We start from the raw sequence: 20,800 nt of genomic DNA on the forward strand, positions 1-20,800 counted from the left end.
TAATTAAGACATTTTTTCTGCAGCAACTTTTACTGCTTTTTCAATTCTATTATAAGAAGCACATCTACAAATATTACCATGCATTGCTTCTCTTATTTCTTCTGAAGAAGGATTTTTATTTTCAGCCAAAAAAGCTGAAGCAGTCATAATTTGACCTGCTTGACAATATCCACATTGAGGAACGTCAATTTCTTTCCAAGCTTCTTGTACAGGATGTTTACCATCTTCAGATAAACCTTCTATTGTTGTTATTTTTACATCATCTAAAATAGATACTTGCATTTGACAACTTCTTGTTGCAACACCATCTATATGAACTGTACAAGCACCACATTGTGCTATTCCACAGCCAAATTTAGTACCAACCATATCTAATTCGTCTCTTAAAACCCATAATAATGGTGTATCTGCATCAGCAGTTACAGAACGCTCTTTTCCGTTAATGTGTAATGTGTAGTTTGGCATAGAAGTGATATTTTAGAATTGATGTTGTAAGTTACAAAAAATACTAACGTACTAGAATTCAATTGATTTTTTTACTTTAATTTAACAAATTGAGAGCTTTAATTTCCCTTACTAAGAAAACTAAAACCTAAAGTTGGTTTATTATTTGCATCAAAAAGTGTGGCATTATCCCAATGAGACCCTTTACCCCATCTTGTAGAACAATTATTTGAAACCCAAGCTGGTTCCCAATAAATTAAACCTGAACCACCTGCGTCTTTTATTGTTTTTTTTAAATCTAATAAATACTTTTCTTGTCCTTCTTGAGTAGCTTCATAACCAGGTATAAGTGCATCTGTACCCATTATATTATTTGCAGCATCAATATTTTTTAATGTAAAAGGATATGCTGTTTCTACTACCATTAACTTTTTTTTATAAGTAGAAATTAACTCTTTAAAAACTGGTGTTACATTTTGTAAATTATATTTAGACCATTTTGGATAATAGGATAACCCAATCCAATCGAAATCTGTTATTCCATTTTCTGTTGCTTGTTTAAACCACCAAATTCCGTTTTCTGGTTGAGCAATATGAAGCATTATTTCTATTTTTTTATTTACTTCTTTAGAAATATCTCTAACCGCTTTTATGCCTTTATTTAACAAATACGCATTTCTTGACCAATTCATTGGTTCTCCTTTTTCATCTTTTTGAAGAATCATAATATTAGTTTCGTTACCTACTTGTACCATTTCTGGAAGTAAATTTTTAGTATTTAATGTTTTTAGTGTTTTGTATGTGTAGTTATAAATAGAATCTCCTAAAACTTCTAAATTATTTATGGCAGGTAACCAAGCTTTAGGTATAATTTGCTTTTGTGGATCTGCCCAATCATCTGAATAATGAAAATCTAATAAAATTCGAGTTCCAGAGTTTTTTGCTCTAGAAATTGTTTTTTCTACATCTTTATAATCGGAATAATTTGTCCAAGTTGGATTATGCCAAAGACGCACTCTTGTTAAATTTGAACCAGCGTTAGCAAATATTTTAAATACATCTTTACTTTCATCATTATTGTTTTTATAAACAACTCCACAATTCTCCATTTCGTTTACATAAGATAAATCTGCACCATTATAAAATTCTATATTTTCTTCTGTGATAATTAGTTTATCATCTTTACTTGCTTCTTTTATATTAGAACAAGAGAATAGAAATAATAAGAAAGAAAACAGAAATAGTTGATTTTTATACATTTAATTAAAAATTAGTTATGACTAAAGATACTATATATTATTTTATATTTGGTAAACCAATAATTATGAAAAGTATTTTTTTACATTTTTTTATTTGTTTTTAAATAGCAATATTTAGTCAAGAAACAAAAACAGTAGCTAATATAGATGAATATAAATCAGCAATTAAAGATGAAATTAGAGATACTTACTAAAAATGACAATCAAGAGGTTCAAAAATATATTATTAAAGGTATAAGACAATATATCAACTTTAAAAATTTAGAACCAGGAGATAAACTGCCATCAGAAAGAATGTTGTCAGAAAAATTTGAAGTAAGTAGAAATAATGTTAGAGAAGCTATTCAAATATTAGTATTTTATGGACTATTAAAGTCAAGACCTCAAAGTGGAACTTTTGTCGCAAATATTGGAATTATTGCCTTAAATGGTATGATAGACGATATTTTAAATTTAGAAAGTCCTTCTTTTAAATCTTTAGTGGAAACAAGAATATTATTAGAATTAAAAACGGTTAGATTAGCAGCATTAAGAAGAACTGAAGAAGATTTAGAAAGAATCCAACAAGCTTTAGAAGCATATAAAGTAAAAGTTTTAAACGGTAAAGATGCTGTTCAGGAAGATTTATTATTTCATTTAGCAATCGCAAAAGCAAGTGGTAATAGTACAATGAATACTTTTATGTTAACAATAACTCCAGAAATTATTACAAATTTCGAAAAGCATCATTTATGTGATAAAGGGTTAGCACAAGAAGGTATAAAGGAACATAATGAAATTTATAAAGCTATTTTAGACCAAAATCCTAAACTAGCTAAAGATAAAATGAAAATTCATTTTAAAACTTTATACCAGTACTGCTATAATGTATAATATAAACAAATACAAAATGCACGTTGTTGTTTGTTTATTAAAGTCTGAAAGTTAAAATTATTAAAGAGAATTAAGTATTTGGCTCCTCAATTTTAAGATCCAATTACTTTACTTTAAAACTACAGTTAAATGTAGTTTTAAAGTAAAAATAAAAAAGGCCAGATATAAAATCTGACCTTTTTTTTTTGCTAATTGCCTAACAATAACAACTCATTACAAACAATTTCTGTGACATATCGTTTATCACCTTCTTTTGTTTCATAACTTCTAGAAGTTAATTTACCTTGAATAGCAACTTCTTTTCCTTTTTCTAAATACTTTTCAATAATTTCTGCGGTTTTATTCCAAGCTACAATATTGTGCCATTGTGTGTCTGTTACTTTTTCTCCTTTTGCATTTTTATAATTTTCATTTGTTGCTAAAGAGAATTTTGCAAGTTTTTTACCACTTTCTAAAGTGATGATTTCTGGAGCATTTCCTAAATTTCCAATTAACTGTACTTTGTTTCTTAACGTACTCATAAGATAAGGTTTTAAATTATTATTTGTCAATTCGTTTTGACACTGCAAAGATGAAACTGATTAGAAACAAAAATCGGTTGTTAATCGTTTGTTTTCGTTTGTAAATGAATGTAATCGTTTATTATTTTTTAATATATTTGTAATCAGAAAGTTAGTGTTAATTAAAATTGTTGTTTTTTGGAAGAAAGAATTTGTTTGGAGTGTTCAGAAAAAGTTGTGGGTAGAATAGATAAAAAATTCTGTTCTGATTATTGCAGAAATGCCTACAACAACAAAGTAAATAAAGAGAGTAAAAACTTAATAAGAAATACAAACAATAGGCTTAGAAAAAATTACAATATTCTTTCGAAACTTAATGTTTCTGGCAAAACTAAAGTAACTCGAAGAAAATTGTTTGATAAAGGTTTTGACTTTAATTTTTTTACATCTATCTACACTACAAAAACTGGTAATGTTTATTATTATGTTTATGATGAAGGTTATTTACCTTTAGAAAATGAAGTTTTTTTGTTAATTAAACGAGACTAATATTTACTTCCAAGTATTTCCTTTTACTTTTAAAGCTGCTTTTAATACATCTTTTTGACTCAATTGCCCAATTAATTTACCATTATCACAAACAGGAAAACGTCTTCTTCTAGAACTTAAAAACTTAAAGGCTGCATCAAAAATATTCATATCCTTATCAATTGTATCTACATCAGTAACCATATATTTACCAACAATATTGTTTCTATCTGAAGGCATATTGTAGTATTTACTTTCAGATATATGTTTTATACAATCTGTTTCAGAAATAATACCAACAAGTTCGTTTTTATCATTTACAACAGGACCTCCAGAAATTTTATATTTAATAAGTTGACTAATTACATGATCTAAAGAATCTTCTGCTTTAAAAGTAATAAGCTTAGTTGTCATGTAATCTGACACTAAAATTTGCTCTTCGTTTTTACCTTGAGAGGTGTCTCTTTTTCCTTGAAAGCTTTTGATTCCCATAGTATTAAATTTTAAGTTGATTTTAAATTTACAGATTTTTCTGTTTTGTTCAACATTTGTTTTAAGTTTTTTTTATTTAGTACTTTTATAAAAATCAATTTTTAACCATGAAAAAATTCTCTTCTTTACTTTCTATACTTATCATTTTAGGTGTTATATATTGGAGTTTTTACGATTTAAAGCCTTCTTTACCTGAAGAAGATAATACTGCAGAAACTGAATTCTCTCTAAATAACGCATTAAATCACCTTAAGATAATTAGTGAAAAATCACATCATGTAGGCTCATTAGAACATAAAAGAGTGCAAGACTATATAGTTTCTGAACTTCGAAAAATGGGGCTTGAAACTGAAATTCAAACTCAAACTGCCGTTAATAAAAAATGGTTTGCAGCAACTACTGCAGAAAATATATTAGCTAGAATTAAGGGAAGTAATAATAGTAAAGCACTTATGCTATTAACTCATTACGATTCTAATCCTCATTCTTCTAAAGGTGCAAGTGATGCAGGCTCTGGAGTTGTTACTATTCTTGAAGGAATAAGGGCTTTTTTAGCAAAAAATAAAACACCAAAAAACGATATTGTTATATTAATTTCTGATGCAGAAGAACTAGGTTTATTAGGTGCACAAGCATTTGTAGATTCACATCCTTGGACAAAAGAGATTGGTCTTGTTTTAAATTTTGAGGCTAGAGGTAGTGGAGGTCCAAGCTACATGTTGATGGAAACTAATGGTAAAAACAGTAAATTATTATCAGAACTTATTGCTGCTAAACCAAACTTTTTAGCTGCAAATTCTTTAATGTATAGTATTTACAAAAAATTACCAAATGATACAGATTTAACGGTTTTTAGAGAAGATGCCAATATAAACGGATTTAATTTTGCTTTTATTGGAGATCATTTTGATTATCATACAGCACAAGATTCTTACGAAAGATTAGATAGAGAAACATTACTACATCAAGCAGATTATTTTACAACCTCTTTTCATTATTTTGCTAATGCAGACTTAACCAATTTAAATTCTGAAGAAGATTATGTCTATGTAAACTTTCCGTTTACAACTTTATTAACATATCCTTTTTCTTGGGTATTACCCATGTTGATTTTTGCTGCTGTGTTATTTTTAATATTCATTTATTTTGGAATTTCTTTAGGAAAATTAACTCTAAAAGGAATTTTTAAAGGGTTTATACCCTTTTTAACTGCAACCATTTTATGTGGTGGAGTTTCTTTTTATTTATGGAAGTTATTATTAATAGTTCACCCAGCTTATAAAGATATGCTTCATGGTTTTACCTATAATGGCTACACATATATAGTAGCTTTTGTGTTTCTAAACTTATGGATTACTTTAAAGATTTATAAATACTTTAAAAAACAAGACAAAGAAACTGATTTAATTATTGCACCTATTTTTGTTTGGTTAATTATCAACTTTTTAATTAGTGACTCATTAAAAGGTGCAGGGTTTTTTATAATTCCTATTTTTTGTGCACTTTTAATTTTGGGGATTTCTGTTTTTATGAATCTAGAAAAACGTGCAAAAAGAATCTTATTTACAATCTTATCTGTACCTACAATTTACATTTTTGCACCAATGATTAAGATGTTTCCTGTTGGTTTAGGATTAAAAAATTTAATGATTAGTGGAGTTTTAATAGCCTTACTTTTTGGTTTACTAGTCTTTAGTTTTTATCAAAAAAAGTCTTTTTGGTTTCTAAAGTTAAGTGGATTTTTTACACTGCTATTTTTTGGCTTAGCCACATACAATAGTGGTTTTTCAGTAGACAACAAAAAACCAAATAGTATTGTCTACATTCAAAACTCAGATGATAATTCAGCCTATTTTGGTACCTATAACAACACTTTAGACAATTATACCAAACAAGTTTTTGATGAAAGCTCAATTAAAGGAAGTATTATAAATGCAGAAACTAAAAGTAAATATAATACACGCTTTACCTATCATAAAAAAACTGAATCTAGAAATATATCATCCTCTAGTTTTAATATCAATTTAGATACTATAATTGATAATAAGCGATTTATTGAATTCGAAATTACACCTGAAAGAACTATAAAAAAATTGGAATTTATTACTAATAATAAAATTAGTTTAAATCAATTTAAAGTTAATGATGCTTTGGTTAATAAAGGGAAAAGCTTTAGTGTTAAAAGAGGAACTTTTTTAGTATATCATGTAGCAAATTCAGACAAAGAAATTACACTTTCTTTTACAGTCGATAAAAATCAAACATTAGATATAATCTTAAATGAAATCTCTTACGATTTATTATCTAACCCAAGTTTTTCTTTTACTCCTAGAACTGAAGAAATGATGCCTATGCCATTTGTTACCAATGATGCTATTATACTATCAAAAAAATTAAACTTTTAGTAATAAAAAAAGCGCTTTTAATTAAAAGCGCTTTTTTTATTACTAAAAGTTGTATTATTCTATTTCAGAAACTCTTAAAGTATTAACCATACCTCTTGCTTCTGCAGGCATAGAAGCTAGGTTTATAATTAAATCTCCAGATTTTACAAAACCTTTTTCTTGAGCAATTCTATTAATATCTTCTACAGTATCATCTGTGCTTAAATTCTTATCATAATAATAAGCTTTAACACCCCAAAGTAAATTAAGTTTCCCTAATATTCTTTTATCTGTAGAGAAAGCTAAAATATGAGTTCTTGGTCTCCAAGCAGAAATTTGAAATGCAGTATAACCACTATTTGTTAAGGTTGAAATAGCAGCTGCATCTGTATGGTTTGCCATTAATGCTGCATGATGACAAATAGACTTGGTAACAAATCTATTAGTTCTAATATGTGGTGCTTCTTGTGGCACTTTAATCATTCTAGAATTTTCAACACTTTTTATTATTTCAGACATTTTTTGAATAACTCTAATAGGGTTTTTACCTACTGAAGTTTCACCAGATAACATTACTGCATCTGCACCATCCATAATTGAGTTGGCAACATCATTTACCTCTGCTCTAGTTGGCACAGGATTATCAATCATAGTTTCCATCATCTGAGTAGCAATAATTACAGGAATTCTTGCTCTTTTTGCTCTTCTTACTAACTTCTTTTGGATTAAAGGAACTTCTTGCATTGGTATTTCTACACCTAAATCTCCTCTTGCAACCATTAAACCATCACAATAAGGAATTAATGCGTCTAAGTTTTTAACAGCCTCTGGCTTTTCTATTTTAGCAACAATTGGTATTCTATAATCTGAATGTTGAGCAATTAAATCACGTAACATTCTTAAATCTTCTGGAGTTCTAACAAAAGATAATGCAATCCAATCTACATTTTGCCCAACAGCAAAAACTGCATCTTCCATATCTTTTTCTGTTAAAGCTGGTAAAGAAATAGCTGTATTTGGTAAGTTTACTCCTTTTTTAGATTTTAAAGGACCTCCAACAATCACTTTTACAACAACCTCATCTTCTTTATTTGTAGAAACTACTTCGAAAAGTAGTTTACCATCATCAACTAAAATATGTTCTCCTACTTTTACGTCTTTAGGAAAACGTTGGTAGGTCATAAATGCCTTTTCTTTAGTTCCTGTACACTTATTTGTAGTAAATGTAAAGTGGTCTCCAGCCTCTAACTCAACACCTTCTTCCATTACACCTACTCTTAACTTAGGACCTTGTAGATCAGCTAAAATTGCTATATTTAAGTTCTTTTCTTCATTAATTTCTCTGATGATTCTAATTTTATTTTTTACATCTTCATAATCAGCATGAGAAAAATTAATTCTAAAAACATTAACTCCATTAAGAGCAAGTTCTGTTAGTATTTCTTTAGTATTTGTTGCTGGCCCTAAGGTTGCAACAATTTTTGTTTTATTACTATTTGGCATATTTTTTAAAATATTAAAAAGTCTTTAGACTTTAATGTGTTTTTATCTATAGGATAAGAGGTAATTACTTGTTCTATATTTTTTACTTTATCTATAATTTTTGTTATAAAATCGAAACCTAACTCTCCAGAAACTTTAATAAAAAAGTCTACTTTTTTCTTTTCAGGAATTAAGTATGTTTTTGTTTCGGTAGTTAACAAAAGTTCATTTGATTCTGTTTGATTTTCTCTCTTAGAACTGTTTGCTATTAATACCCAATCAGAATCGTATTCTTTATTATAATAGTTAAATATTGAGAATGAAGAAGGTTTTTCTGTCTTTTCAAAATTTAAGTTTTCTTTAGATTTAATAAAGTTTATTTTTAAGTTTTTATTTAATAAATAAGCTAATTTATAATCTTCTAAAGTGGTATGAATTCCAATTAAAGAAAAATCATCTTCATAAAAATCATTAAAACCTAAAGAATGAATTTGCATAAACTATCTTTAATTTTAGTCTTTTCCAAGTGCTAAATTACTAATAGTTTGTGAGTTTTGTACGAATTTTAACGAAAACGTTGTCGTTGTTTAGTTAATAGAAATTTGATTTTGAAAAGCATAATAGACTCTTTTAGAAGCTTGTTCTTCTGCTTTTTTCTTAGAAGTAGACCTTCCTTTAGCTACAAGTTCTCCATCTATACTTACTTTTACACTAAAGTGTTTTATGTTTTCGTTTCCTGAGTCTTCGTAAGTATCAAACTTGTATTTTTTCTTTTGTTTTTGACACCATTCTATAATTAATCCTTTGTAGCTAGTTATTTTACCTTCTAACTTTTCGATATCTACATAAGGGTCTATTACATTTTCATAGATAAATTTTTGACAAGTTTGGTATCCTTTATCTAAATAAATAGCTCCTATTAAGGCTTCAAATATATTACCATGAATATTGTCTCCAACATTGGCTTCATCTACATTACTTTTTACAAAGCTTAATAAATTTAAGTCTTTACCCAACTCATTTAAATGCTCTCTACTCACTATTTTAGAACGCATTTTAGTAAGGTAACCTTCTGTACCTGTTGGTACTTTTTTATACAAATAAGCAGAAATAACAGAACCTAATATAGAATCTCCTAAAAACTCTAAACGTTCGTAATTTACTGGGTTGCCATTAATATCTTGTATTTGTAATGAGCTATGAGTAAATGCTTTTTTGTATTTGCTTATTTTTCTTGGAGAAAAATTGAGTAGTTGTTTTAATTCGTTAAATAATTTTTCGTCCTCTTCAGATCGAGTTTTAACTATTTTTCGAATAAAATTCATTGGCTATTATCTATTCCTCAAACTTCTTAAAAGCAACACAAGCATTATGACCTCCAAATCCAAAAGTATTACTCATTGCTATTTTTATATCTCTTTTTTGAGCTTTATTTAGCGTTAAGTTTAAATCTGGATTAATATTTTCATCTACAGTAGTATGATTAATTGTAGGTGGAATAATACCATTTTCCATTGCTAGTATAGAAGCAATAGATTCTATAGCTCCTGCTGCACCTAATAAGTGCCCAGTCATAGATTTAGTAGAATTGATGTTGATATTCTTAGCATGATCTCCAAAAACTTCAGAAATTGCTTTTAACTCTGCAACATCTCCTAAAGGTGTAGAAGTACCATGAGTATTAATATGGTCTACATCTTCTGGTTTAATACCTGCATTTTCTAAACAGTTTTTCATCACAGCAATAACTCCAATTCCTTCTGGATGTGGAGCTGTCATGTGATACGCATCAGAAGACATACCTCCTCCAATAACTTCTGCATAAATTTTTGCCCCTCTAGCTTTTGCATGTTCATATTCTTCTAAAATAATAGCACCTGCTCCTTCACCTAACACAAAACCATCTCGTTCTGCATCAAATGGTCTAGAAGCTGTTTCTGGGCTTTCATTTTTTGTAGATAATGCATGCATAGCATTAAAACCTCCCATACCTGCAATTGTAACTGCTGCTTCTGAACCTCCTGTAACTATTACGTCACAATGACCTAATCTTACATAGTTTAAAGCATCAATCATTGCATTTGCAGAAGACGCACAAGCTGATACTGTTGTATAATTAGGCCCCATAAATCCATTTTTAATAGAAATAAGTCCTGGAGCTATATCAGGTATCATTTTAGGAATAAAGAAAGGGTTGAATCTTGGAGTACCATCACCAGAGGCAAAGTTTAAAACTTCGTTTTGAAAAGTTTCTAAACCTCCAATACCTGCTCCCCAAATTACACCAACTCTTAATTTGTTAATTGTGTCTAGATCTAGACCAGAATTTAATATAGCTTCATCTGAAGCTACAATAGCATACTGTGTAAATCTATCCATTTTGCGAGCCTCTTTTCTATCAATAAAATCGGTCGCGTTAAAGTTTTTTAATTCACATGCAAAACGAGTTTTGAACTTGGTAGCATCATAATATGTTACAGGTGCAGCTCCGCTAACTCCGTTAACTAAACCATTCCAATACTCTTCTATATTATTACCAATTGGCGTTAATGCGCCAAGTCCAGTAACTACTACTCGTTTTAACTGCATATAAATATAACTTATTTTTTTGCTTCTTCAATATAGCTAACTGCCTGACCAACAGTTCCAATATTTTCTGCTTGATCATCTGGAATTTGAATATCAAATTCTTTTTCGAACTCCATAATTAACTCAACAGTATCTAAAGAATCTGCTCCTAAGTCGTTTGTGAAGCTAGCTTCTGATGTTACTTCGTTATCGTCTACGCCTAATTTGTCTACAATAATCGCTTTTACTCTTGATGCAATGTCTGACATAATTTACTATTTTTTAAAATTTAAATCGGGGCAAAAATACAAATCTTATTAATTATTTCTAATTTTTAACCGAAAAATGATTTTAAATATACTTAAAAAGCACAAACTCTTCTTTAAAAACCTTCTTTTTCTTAATAATTATTCTTTTTTTTGTGATAGATCTTTACAAAAATTATGAAACGAATTATTGTTTTTGCTTCTGGCTCAGGTTCGAATGCAGAAAATATTATCAATTATTTTAAACATACTAAAACTGCAGAAGTAACTAAGGTTTTATGTAATAATAAAAACGCAAAAGTTTTTGAAAGATGTAAAAGACTTAATGTAGAGTGCTTATTATTTGATAGAGAAGACTTTACAACATCTGATACAGTTTTAAATATTGTAAAAAATCATGGAGATTTTATAGTATTGGCTGGATTTTTATGGAAAATACCTCAAAATTTAATTACTGAATTCCCTAATAAGATTATTAATATTCATCCAGCATTATTACCAAAATATGGAGGAAAAGGCATGTATGGTATGCATGTTCATAATGCTGTTTTTGAAAATAAAGAAACAGAAACAGGTATCACTATTCATTTTGTAAACGAAAATTACGATGAAGGTGCTATTATTTTTCAAGCTAAAGCCAAATTAGATGAAAATGATACTCCAACATCTATAGCTTCAAAAATTCATAAATTAGAACAACAGTATTTCCCAAGAATTATAGAACAGGTTATTTTACAAATAAATGAGTAAAAAAAAGTTTTATGTAGTTTGGAAAGGTAAAAAACCTGGTATTTACTCTTCTTGGAATGTTTGCAAGCGTCAAATTGATGGATTTGAAGGAGCACAATATAAATCTTTTGCTAGTTTAGAAGATGCTGAAATAGCTTTTAAAAAAAAATACGAAGATTATAAAGGTCTTAATACAAAAAAACCAACTTTATCTTCTATAGAAAAAGCAAAGTATGGAAAGCCAATTTTAGAAAGTATTTCTGTAGACGCTGCTTGTTCTGGGAATCCAGGAAAATTAGAATATAGAGGTGTTTTAACACATAATAAACAAGAAATTTTTAGAAAAGGACCATACCCAAAAGGAACAAATAATATTGGTGAATTTTTAGCTTTAGTTCATGGAATTGCATTGCTAAAAAAGAAAAATAATACTACTACACCCATTTATTCTGACTCTAAAATTGCAATGAGTTGGATTCGTCAAAAAAAATGTAAAACCAATATTCATTTTGATACTTCAAATAAAGATTTGCTCGAATTAATTAAAAGAGCAGAACAATGGTTACAAAACAATACTTTTAAAAACCCAATTCTAAAATGGGAAACCAAAGCTTGGGGGGAAATTCCTGCTGATTTTGGCAGAAAATAAAGCATTTGACATTACTTCTTAACTATTTGTTAATTATTTGTTAATTGTTATATTTGTTAGACCTAATCTCAAATATAAATGTCAAAAAAAACCTTTTTTTTGATGCTTTTCTTTTCTGGTTTTATCATTTTTTCATCATGTAAAGATCCTATTGAAGAGCAAACAAATTATTTATTTAAAGAACTTTCTACAAAGCAAACTAATATAGGTTTTGCAAATACATTAAAAGAAGATAAAGACCATAGTATAATAAACTATATCTATTTTTATAATGGAGGTGGTGTTGCTGTTGGAGATATAAACAATGATGGTTTGCCTGATTTATATTTTGTTTCTAATCAAAATGAAAATAAATTATATCTAAATAAAGGAAACTTAGAGTTTGAAGACGTTACCAAAAAAGCAAATGTTGCTGGAAATTCTGACTGGAGTACAGGTGCAGCTATGGTTGACATAAATAATGATGGTTTTTTAGATATTTATGTATGTGCAGTTTCAGAACTATTAGATTTTAAAGGTCACAACGAACTTTTTATCAATAATGGTGATGGTACATTTAGTGAAGAATCTAAAAAGTATGGCTTAGACTTTAAAGGTTATTCTACACAAGCTTACTTTTTTGATTACGATAAAGACAATGACTTAGATGTGTATCTTGTAAATCATGCCATTCATACAAACTTATCTCATGGTAAAGCAAGTCAAAGAAATAAAAGAAAACCTTTGGTAGGTGATGTTTTATTGAAAAATGAAAGTGGTGTTTTTAAAGATGTAAGTGATTTTGCTGGCATTTATGGTGGAGTAAACAGTTATGGTTTAAGCGCTTCTATTTCTGATTTTAACAATGATGGTTGGGATGATATCTATGTTAGCAACGATTTTCATGAAGATGATTATTATTATATCAATAATAAAAACGGAACCTTTACAGAACAATTATCTGCATCATTTTCTACAATCAGTAGATTTTCTATGGGAAGTGATGCTGCAGATATAAATGCAGATGGTTTTCAAGATATTATAACTTTAGACATGTTACCAAATGATGAGAAGAGCTTAAAAGAAACAGAGGGTGATGATGCTATGTTAAACATGCAAACAAATCTTAAGAATTTAGGGTATAAAGATCAATTTTCTAGAAACATGTTACAAATAAATAGTGGTTTAGGTTATTTTTATGAAACTGCTTTTTATAATAATATTTCAGATACAGACTGGAGCTGGTCTCCATTAATTGCAGACTTTAATAATGATGGTATACAAGATGTATTTATAAGCAATGGTATTTTAAGAAGACCTAATAGTTTAGATTTTAAAAAATACGTTTCTAGTACTTTTAAAAAGTATGGAGAAAAAGAAGGCGTAAATTGGTTGTTTAATTCCATTAACGAAATGCCAAGTGGTAGTGTACCAAATCAAATATTTAAAGGTACAAATACAAAACTTGAAGATGTAACTGGTAATTGGATTGAAAAAAAACCATCTCTATCTAATGGTGCTGTTTATGTAGATTTAGATTTAGATGGCGATTTAGATATTGTTACTAATAACGTAAATACAACTGCTAGTATTTTAGAAAACAATACAAATAATAAAAGCTATTTACAAGTTCTTTTAAATTATAAAGAAGGAAATAAAGAAGCAATAGGTAGTAAATTAATACTACATAATAAAGGTAAAATTTTAAAGAAAGAAGTTTATAAATCTAGAGGATTTATATCATCTATTTCGTCTAAAATACACTTTGGTCTAGATACTGTTTCTACTATTGATTCTCTTAAAATTGTATGGCCAAATAATAAAGTAAAAACGCTAAAAAACGTTAAAGTTAATCAGCTTTTAACAATTGATTTTTCAGATGAAGAAAAAGAGTATTCTCCAATAAAAATCAATAAAGAACAAATATTTACTAAAGCAGACATATTAAATTATGTACACAAAGAAGACAGATATAATGACTTTTTTAATGAGCGTTTAATTCCTTATAAAGTCTCTACTTTAGGACCTGCATTTGCAATTGGAGACATAGATAAAAATGGTTTTGACGATATTTTTGTTGGAAGTGCTTCTGGAAAAGAATCTGGAATTTATTTAAACAATGGAGTATCGTTTAAAAAATCTAAACAAGAAGCTATAGAAAAAGATGTTGATTTTGAAGATAATGATGCTTGTTTTTTTGATGCAGACAATGATGGTGATTTAGATTTATATGTAGCTTCTGGTATTAATGAAAACAGAAACAATAATTTTGAATACGATAGGCTTTACATTAATAACAATTCAATATTCACAAGGGCTAAAGAAAAGATTATTTTTAACCCCTTAAACACTTCAACTGTTACAAGTTCTGACTTTGATAAAGATGGAGATACAGATCTTTTTATTGGTAATTTATCTAACCCTCTAAACTATGGAGAATTTGTAAACTCAGCAGTTTTAAGAAATAAAAATGGTGTTTTAAATGCAGATCCAAAATATATCATCAACTCAAAAATTACACAATCTTCATTTCAAGATATTAATAATGATGGTTTAGACGATTTGTTAATTGCAACAGAATGGGATGCTCCTATCATTTTTATAAATAATAATGGTGAGTTAGAAAAAATAGAAATACCAAAAAACTTAAATGGTTTATGGCAGTCAATTACCGCTTTTGACATTGATAATGATGGTGATAAAGACATTGTTCTTGGTAATTGGGGAGAAAATACTAAACTTCAGAAATACATAGAAAACCCTATTTATCTATATTTTGGAGATTTTGATGGTAATAATAAAAAAGAGTCTATAATTGCCTATAAAGTAGGAGATAATTATTATCCTTTAAACACAAAAGACGAGCTTGCATCACAAATGAATATTATGAGTAAGCGTTTTGTAAATCATAAAGATTTTGCTCTACAGCCCATAGAAAAAGTACTTACAGAAGAAAAATTAAAAGGAGCAATTAAAAGACAAATAGATGTGTTATCTTCTGGTTATTTAGAAAATAATAATGGTAGTTTTAATAAGTTTGTGAAACTAAATTCTAAATTACAAATGGGGCCTATTAACCATTTTTTAAATTTAGAAATGGACAACTCGTCATATTTATTAGTTAGTGGAAATTCAGAAAAACCATCTACTTATCATGGATATTACAACTCTTTAAAAGGGTTTTTAGTAAAAAATAATACTGAAGTTAAAGAACTTAGCGCTTTAGGTGTAGAGCCATTTAACAAACAAATAAAGCAAACTGCAGTTGTTAAAATGAAAGACAAAAACCTACTCTTTGTTTTAGCAAATAACGATAGTTTAAAAACATATACTTTTAAAAAATAAACAATGAAGAATATTAAAATTATTCTATGTTTTCTTGCAATAGTTTCATGTACAAAAGAGCCTATAACTGTTACTACAAAAGATTATCACCTTTTGGTTGATAAGCTAACAGAAGTAATGATTCACGATATTTTTTCACCTCCTGTTGCTAGTAGAATTTATGCATATCCAAATATTGCTGCTTACCAAGTTTTAAATAACACTAATGGTAATTATGCGTCTCTTTCTGGTAAATTAAATGGTTTAAATATTTCTAATTCTATTGTGATAGATGAAAATACAAACAAAGAACTTGCTGCTTTAATTGCTTATTTAGATGTTGCAAAAGAACTTGTTTTTTCTAAAGAAAAAATTACAACTTTTAGAGATAGTTTGTATAATAATTGGGAGGCTAAAAACAATACTGAATTTAACTTAGCAAAAAAAGAAGCTTTAAAAGTATCGTCAAACATAATTAGTTGGATGAATAACGATCAATACAAAGAAACTAGAACTATGCCAGAATTTACAGTGTATAGTGATGATCCTTCTCGTTGGCAACCTACACCACCTGCTTATATGAAAGGTATAGAACCTCATTGGAATAAAATTAGAACTTTTGTATTGGATTCTGCTGCTCAATTTAAACCAATTCCACCTCCAAAATTTTCTTTAGAAAAAGGAAGTGACTTTTATAATGAGCTAATTGATTTATATAATTTGACAAATAAAATTACTGAAAAAGGTAATGAATCAGAAGAGGTTGCTATTGCTCAATTTTGGGATTGTAATCCTTATGTTGCTGTCAATAAAGGCCATTTTATGTTTGCTTCTAAAAAAATAACACCTGGTGCACACTGGATTGGTATTTGTAAAATAGCAACTCAAAAAACAAATTCTGATTTTAATAAAACTGTTTTTGCTTATACAAAAACATCAATTGCTATTGCTGATGCTTTTATAAGTTGTTGGGATGAAAAGTACAGAAGCAACTTAATAAGACCAGAGACTTTGATAAATAAATATATTGATGAAAACTGGAATCCATTATTACAAACACCTCCTTTTCCTGAATATACTAGTGGCCATTCTGTAGTTTCTGGAGCATCTTCTAGAGTATTAACCAATATTTTTGGAGATAACTTTCAGTTTGATGATACCACAGAAATTCCTTACGGATTACCTGTTAGAAGTTATGACTCTTTTAACAAAGCTGCTGATGAAGCTGCAATAAGTAGAGTTTATGGTGGTATACATTACAATTCTGCAGTGGTTGAGGGTTTAACACAAGGTATAAATGTGGGTAATTTTGTGATAGATAATTTACAATTAACCAAATAAAAAAACCTGATTTTTTTTAAAATCAGGTTTTTTTAAAATTACTTTTTTCTTTAATTAAATAGAAGCTTTCATTAACTCTCTATTCATTCTTGCGATATTGTCTAAAGAAATTCCTTTAGGACATTCTACCTCACAAGCTCCTGTATTTGTACAGTTTCCAAATCCTTCTAAATCCATCTGAGCAACCATGTTTTTTACACGATCTGCAGCTTCTACTTGTCCTTGTGGTAATAATGCATACTGAGATACTTTTGCCCCAACAAATAACATTGCAGAACTGTTTTTACAAGTTGCCACACAAGCTCCACAACCTATACAAGTTGCTGCATCCATGGCTGTATCTGCTGCATGCTTAGAAATTGGAGTTGCGTTTGCATCTTGAGTATTACCTGATGTATTTACAGAAATATAACCACCTGCGTGTTGTATTCTATCAAAAGCAGATCTATCTACTACTAAATCTTTTATTACTGGAAAAGCAGCAGCTCTAAATGGCTCTATAGTAATAGTATCACCATCATTAAACATACGCATATGTAATTGGCAAGTAGTAACCCCTCTATCAGGTCCATGAGCTTCACCATTGATATACATAGAACACATACCACAAATACCTTCTCTACAGTCATGATCAAATGCAACTGGCTCTTCTCCTTTAGATACTAAGCCTTCATTTAAAACATCTATCATTTCTAAAAAAGACATATGTTCTGAAATATCAGTCACTTTGTAATCTACCATTTGACCCTTTGAACTTGAGTCTTTCTGTCTCCAAATTTTAAGTGTTAAATTCATATTGTCTTTATTTTATTTATAACTTCTTTCTTTTACTTCTATATTTTCATACACTAAAGGCTCTTTGTGTAAAACAGCATCTTTAGGTTCTCCTTTATACTCCCAAGCAGAAACAAATTGGAATTCTTTTAATCTTTTTGCTTCTCCTTCTGTAGTTTGGTACTCTTCTCTAAAGTGTCCTCCTGCAGATTCTTCTCTTACTAAAGCATCTTTTGCAAATAATTCTCCTAACTCTAAGAAATCTGCAACTCTTCCTGCTTTTGCTAATTCTTCATTATACTCATTAGCTCCTCCAGGAACAGAAACATTTGTCCAGAAATCTTTTCTTAAATCAGAAATCTCTTGAATAGCTTCTTTAAGTCCTTCTTCGTTTCTAGACATTCCACATTTGTCCCACATAATTTTACCTAATTTCTTGTGGTAGTAGTCTACAGAATGTTTTCCTTTATTATTGATGAAAAAGTCGATACTGTCTTTTACAGCTTTTTCTGCTTCATCAAATTCTGGAGTATCAGTTGATATTTTTCCTGTTCTAATATCATCAGCTAAATAATCTCCAATTGTATATGGTAACACAAAATAACCATCTGCTAAACCTTGCATTAATGCAGAAGCTCCTAATCTATTAGCTCCATGATCAGAGAAGTTGGCTTCACCAATACAATATAAACCTGGCACTGTAGTCATTAAGTTATAATCAACCCAAACACCTCCCATTGTATAATGAACAGCTGGGTAAATCATCATTGGAGTTTCATATGGATTTTCATCTACAATCTTCTCATACATTTGGAATAAGTTACCATATTTTGCTTTTACGATTTCTTTTCCTAACTCTTTAATTTTAGCCTCTGTTGGATTTTGAATGTTTTTAATTTTCGCTTGCTCTGTTCCATAACGAATAATTGCAGCAGCAAAATCTAAATACACAGCTTCACCAGTTGCATTTACACCATAACCAGCATCACAACGTTCTTTAGCTGCCCTAGAAGCAACATCTCTTGGAACTAAGTTACCAAATGCTGGGTAACGTCTTTCTAAATAATAATCTCTTTCGTCTTCAGATAATTCTGTAGGTTTTTTCTTTCCTTCACGAATTAATTTTACATCTTCTAAATTCTTTGGCACCCAAATACGACCATCATTTCTAAGAGATTCTGACATCAAAGTTAATTTTGATTGATAATCTCCAGAACGTGGAATACAAGTTGGGTGAATTTGTGTATAACAAGGGTTTGCAAAATATGCTCCTTTCTTATGAATTTTCCAAGCAGCAGTTACGTTAGAACCCATTGCGTTTGTAGATAAGAAATATACATTTCCATATCCTCCAGAAGCTACAACAACTGCATGAGCAGAATGTCTTTCTATTTCTCCTGTAACTAAATTACGTGCTATGATTCCTCTTGCTTTTCCATCAACAATAACAACATCTAACATTTCATGTCTGTTAAACATCTCTATTTTACCACGAGCAATTTGACGGTTCATTGCAGAATAGGCTCCTAATAATAATTGCTGACCAGTTTGTCCTTTTGCATAAAAAGTTCTAGAAACTAAAACTCCACCAAAAGAACGGTTGTCTAACAAACCTCCATAATCACGTGCAAAAGGAACACCCTGTGCAACACATTGATCGATAATGTTTGCAGAAACTTCTGCTAATCTATATACGTTTGCTTCACGAGATCTATAGTCTCCACCTTTTACAGTATCATAGAATAATCTGTAAGTAGAGTCTCCATCTCCTTGATAGTTTTTTGCTGCGTTTATACCTCCTTGAGCTGCAATCGAATGTGCTCTTCTTGGAGAATCTTGGTAAGCAAAAGCTTTTACGTTGTAGCCTAATTCTGCTAAAGTTGCAGAAGCAGAACCACCTGCTAATCCTGTACCTACTACAATAACATCTATATGACGTTTGTTGGCAGGATTTACCAAGTTAATTTTGTTTTTATATTCTGTCCATTTATCTTTTAGTGGACCCTGAGGTACTTTTGAATCTAAAGCCATAGTGTTAAGATTAATGGTTATGATTTAAATGATGATACAATGCGATGATAATAAATCCTAATGGAACTAAAATAGCATACGCTTTTCCTAAAGTGCCTAATTTTTTACGCAATGATGCTGCACCAACAGATTGAAAAGCAGAAGTAAATCCGTGAGCTAAATGTAATCCTAAGAAAACAAATGCAACACAATACGCTGCTACTCTTGCAGGATTAACAAATTTCTCTTGTAATTCATGATAGTATCTTAATTGCCCATCATGTAACCCAGACCAATCTCCTTGTATAAATTTTGTGTTTATTTCTGGAAACCAAAAATCAATAAAGTGTAAAACAATAAATGCTAAAATAGCAACTCCACTCCAAATCATATTTCTACTCATCCAAGTTGAATTTGCTCCTCCATTGTTTTTAGCATAAGAAACATTTCTTGCTTTGTTGTTCTGAATTTCTAGAATAAAACCCATAACAAAATGAAATACAACACCAAAAATTAAAACAGGCTGTAAAGCAAATTGCACAACTGGGTTAGTTCCCATGAAATGAGAAACTTCATTAAATAAGTCTGCACTAAAAACAGACATCATATTTATGGTTAAATGCTGTAAAAGGAAGATCATTAAGAAAAATGCAGAAAGTGCCATTGACACTTTTCTTCCAATTGAAGATTTGAAAAATCCGCTCATTGTATAATTAGTTAAAATTTTGGGTACAAAAATACGGCTTAACAGAGTGTATTACAAAGAATTTACAACGTTTTCGATAGTATTTAGAACAATTTTAAATAACTTATTCTTAAATGGCTTTTTCATCTTATTACTGTGAAAAATTTCTAATACCATATTTACTAAACAACTTTTATTATTCTTTTTTTTGAAAAAACCGACATTAAAAATAGTCTTTTGCTTAATGCGTATATCTATTATAATTAACAAATATAAATTTTAACATTAATATCTTTTTTGATAATCTTATTCTATAAGTTGATGAGCAATTAAGACATTTTTTCATAAAACATTCGTTTAAAAACCATTACCTGGTGGTTCAGGGCTAGCTGCTTGTGCTTTTTTTGGATGTAAAAGCACATAGGTTCCTAAAGCTGTTAAAGCAGCATATTTACTATAGCTCCCAATTTTTTTTAGGGCTTCTTTTCTGGTTATTTTGTTTTCTTTCATCTC

Annotated in this window: 20 protein-coding genes; 7 read left to right on the forward strand and 13 right to left on the reverse strand. The window is 29.3% G+C overall.

The annotated features are described in order from the left end of the window. Positions 1-3: 3 nt before the first annotated feature. Both ACFOWD_RS02965 and ACFOWD_RS02970 read right to left on the reverse strand, forming a co-directional pair. A complete protein-coding gene (locus ACFOWD_RS02965; RefSeq protein WP_298990377.1) occupies positions 4-465 on the reverse strand; it encodes a (2Fe-2S)-binding protein in 462 nt (153 codons plus the stop codon). 98 nt (positions 466-563) lie between these two features. Beyond that, on the reverse strand, positions 564-1,703 hold the full coding sequence (locus ACFOWD_RS02970; protein ID WP_377407988.1) for a glycoside hydrolase family 53 protein: 1,140 nt from the start codon (positions 1,701-1,703) through the stop codon (positions 564-566). 171 nt (positions 1,704-1,874) lie between these two features. Between ACFOWD_RS02970 and ACFOWD_RS02975 the strand changes: the two genes are divergently transcribed. Next, entirely contained in the window at positions 1,875-2,576 is a 702-nt protein-coding gene (locus ACFOWD_RS02975; protein ID WP_377407990.1) for a FadR/GntR family transcriptional regulator, read from the forward strand. A 188-nt stretch (positions 2,577-2,764) separates the two neighbouring features. Here the strand turns inward: ACFOWD_RS02975 and ACFOWD_RS02980 are convergent, their stop codons facing one another. Next, entirely contained in the window at positions 2,765-3,097 is a 333-nt protein-coding gene (locus tag ACFOWD_RS02980) for a single-stranded DNA-binding protein (RefSeq protein ID WP_377407992.1), read from the reverse strand. Positions 3,098-3,274: 177 nt separating this feature from the next. On the opposite strand from ACFOWD_RS02980, the gene ACFOWD_RS02985 reads away from it, so the two are divergent. Further along, a complete protein-coding gene (locus ACFOWD_RS02985; protein ID WP_298990435.1) occupies positions 3,275-3,625 on the forward strand; it encodes a hypothetical protein in 351 nt (116 codons plus the stop codon). Positions 3,626-3,628: 3 nt separating this feature from the next. Here the strand turns inward: ACFOWD_RS02985 and ACFOWD_RS02990 are convergent, their stop codons facing one another. Further along, the gene (locus ACFOWD_RS02990; RefSeq protein ID WP_298990439.1) at positions 3,629-4,096 is read right to left on the reverse strand and encodes a CBS domain-containing protein; all 468 of its coding nucleotides are present in this window, start codon (positions 4,094-4,096) and stop codon (positions 3,629-3,631) included. Between the two features lie 107 nt (positions 4,097-4,203). Here ACFOWD_RS02990 and ACFOWD_RS02995 point away from each other — a divergent pair, with 107 nt between their 5' ends. Next, a complete protein-coding gene (locus ACFOWD_RS02995) occupies positions 4,204-6,501 on the forward strand; it encodes a M28 family peptidase (protein ID WP_377407994.1) in 2,298 nt (765 codons plus the stop codon). 54 nt (positions 6,502-6,555) lie between these two features. Here the strand turns inward: ACFOWD_RS02995 and pyk are convergent, their stop codons facing one another. From pyk to ACFOWD_RS03020, 5 genes are all read right to left on the reverse strand, one after another. Continuing rightward, positions 6,556-7,983 (reverse strand): pyruvate kinase, encoded by a 1,428-nt coding sequence (pyk, locus tag ACFOWD_RS03000; RefSeq protein ID WP_377407996.1) that lies wholly within the window; start codon positions 7,981-7,983, stop codon positions 6,556-6,558. Between the two features lie 5 nt (positions 7,984-7,988). Then, entirely contained in the window at positions 7,989-8,459 is a 471-nt protein-coding gene (locus tag ACFOWD_RS03005; protein ID WP_377407998.1) for an IPExxxVDY family protein, read from the reverse strand. A gap of 90 nt (positions 8,460-8,549) precedes the next feature. After that, a complete protein-coding gene (gene rnc / locus ACFOWD_RS03010; RefSeq protein ID WP_298990449.1) occupies positions 8,550-9,287 on the reverse strand; it encodes a ribonuclease III in 738 nt (245 codons plus the stop codon). 10 nt (positions 9,288-9,297) lie between these two features. Beyond that, complete coding sequence (fabF, locus tag ACFOWD_RS03015) at positions 9,298-10,551, reverse strand: beta-ketoacyl-ACP synthase II (RefSeq protein ID WP_377408000.1); 1,254 nt, start codon at positions 10,549-10,551, stop codon at positions 9,298-9,300. A gap of 11 nt (positions 10,552-10,562) precedes the next feature. After that, a complete protein-coding gene (locus ACFOWD_RS03020; protein ID WP_144896032.1) occupies positions 10,563-10,799 on the reverse strand; it encodes an acyl carrier protein in 237 nt (78 codons plus the stop codon). A 174-nt stretch (positions 10,800-10,973) separates the two neighbouring features. Here ACFOWD_RS03020 and purN point away from each other — a divergent pair, with 174 nt between their 5' ends. From purN to ACFOWD_RS03040, 4 genes are all read left to right on the forward strand, one after another. Continuing rightward, entirely contained in the window at positions 10,974-11,546 is a 573-nt protein-coding gene (purN, locus tag ACFOWD_RS03025; RefSeq protein ID WP_377408002.1) for a phosphoribosylglycinamide formyltransferase, read from the forward strand. Further along, positions 11,539-12,174: a ribonuclease H1 domain-containing protein gene (locus ACFOWD_RS03030; RefSeq protein ID WP_377408004.1), complete on the forward strand. Its 636-nt coding sequence runs from the start codon at positions 11,539-11,541 to the stop codon at positions 12,172-12,174. The genes purN and ACFOWD_RS03030 overlap by 8 nt, the downstream gene beginning before the upstream one ends. A 78-nt stretch (positions 12,175-12,252) precedes the next feature. Further along, the gene (locus tag ACFOWD_RS03035) at positions 12,253-15,498 is read left to right on the forward strand and encodes a VCBS repeat-containing protein (RefSeq protein WP_377408006.1); all 3,246 of its coding nucleotides are present in this window, start codon (positions 12,253-12,255) and stop codon (positions 15,496-15,498) included. 3 nt (positions 15,499-15,501) lie between these two features. Further along, positions 15,502-16,818, forward strand: coding sequence for a vanadium-dependent haloperoxidase (locus tag ACFOWD_RS03040; protein ID WP_377408009.1), 1,317 nt, complete (start codon positions 15,502-15,504; stop codon positions 16,816-16,818). A 54-nt stretch (positions 16,819-16,872) separates the two neighbouring features. Here the strand turns inward: ACFOWD_RS03040 and ACFOWD_RS03045 are convergent, their stop codons facing one another. The 4 genes from ACFOWD_RS03045 to ACFOWD_RS03060 all read right to left on the reverse strand — a co-directional run bounded on the left by ACFOWD_RS03045 (position 16,873) and on the right by ACFOWD_RS03060 (position 20,797). Further along, positions 16,873-17,613 (reverse strand): succinate dehydrogenase/fumarate reductase iron-sulfur subunit, encoded by a 741-nt coding sequence (locus ACFOWD_RS03045; protein WP_298990464.1) that lies wholly within the window; start codon positions 17,611-17,613, stop codon positions 16,873-16,875. Between the two features lie 12 nt (positions 17,614-17,625). Then, positions 17,626-19,623, reverse strand: coding sequence for a fumarate reductase/succinate dehydrogenase flavoprotein subunit (locus tag ACFOWD_RS03050; protein WP_377408011.1), 1,998 nt, complete (start codon positions 19,621-19,623; stop codon positions 17,626-17,628). 10 nt (positions 19,624-19,633) lie between these two features. Next, entirely contained in the window at positions 19,634-20,308 is a 675-nt protein-coding gene (locus tag ACFOWD_RS03055; RefSeq protein ID WP_298990471.1) for a succinate dehydrogenase cytochrome b subunit, read from the reverse strand. Between the two features lie 336 nt (positions 20,309-20,644). Beyond that, on the reverse strand, positions 20,645-20,797 hold the full coding sequence (locus tag ACFOWD_RS03060; RefSeq protein ID WP_377408013.1) for a hypothetical protein: 153 nt from the start codon (positions 20,795-20,797) through the stop codon (positions 20,645-20,647). Positions 20,798-20,800 lie beyond the last annotated feature (3 nt).

Source organism: Polaribacter marinivivus, from assembly GCF_042651285.1.
Lineage (GTDB): Bacteria > Bacteroidota > Bacteroidia > Flavobacteriales > Flavobacteriaceae > Polaribacter > Polaribacter marinivivus.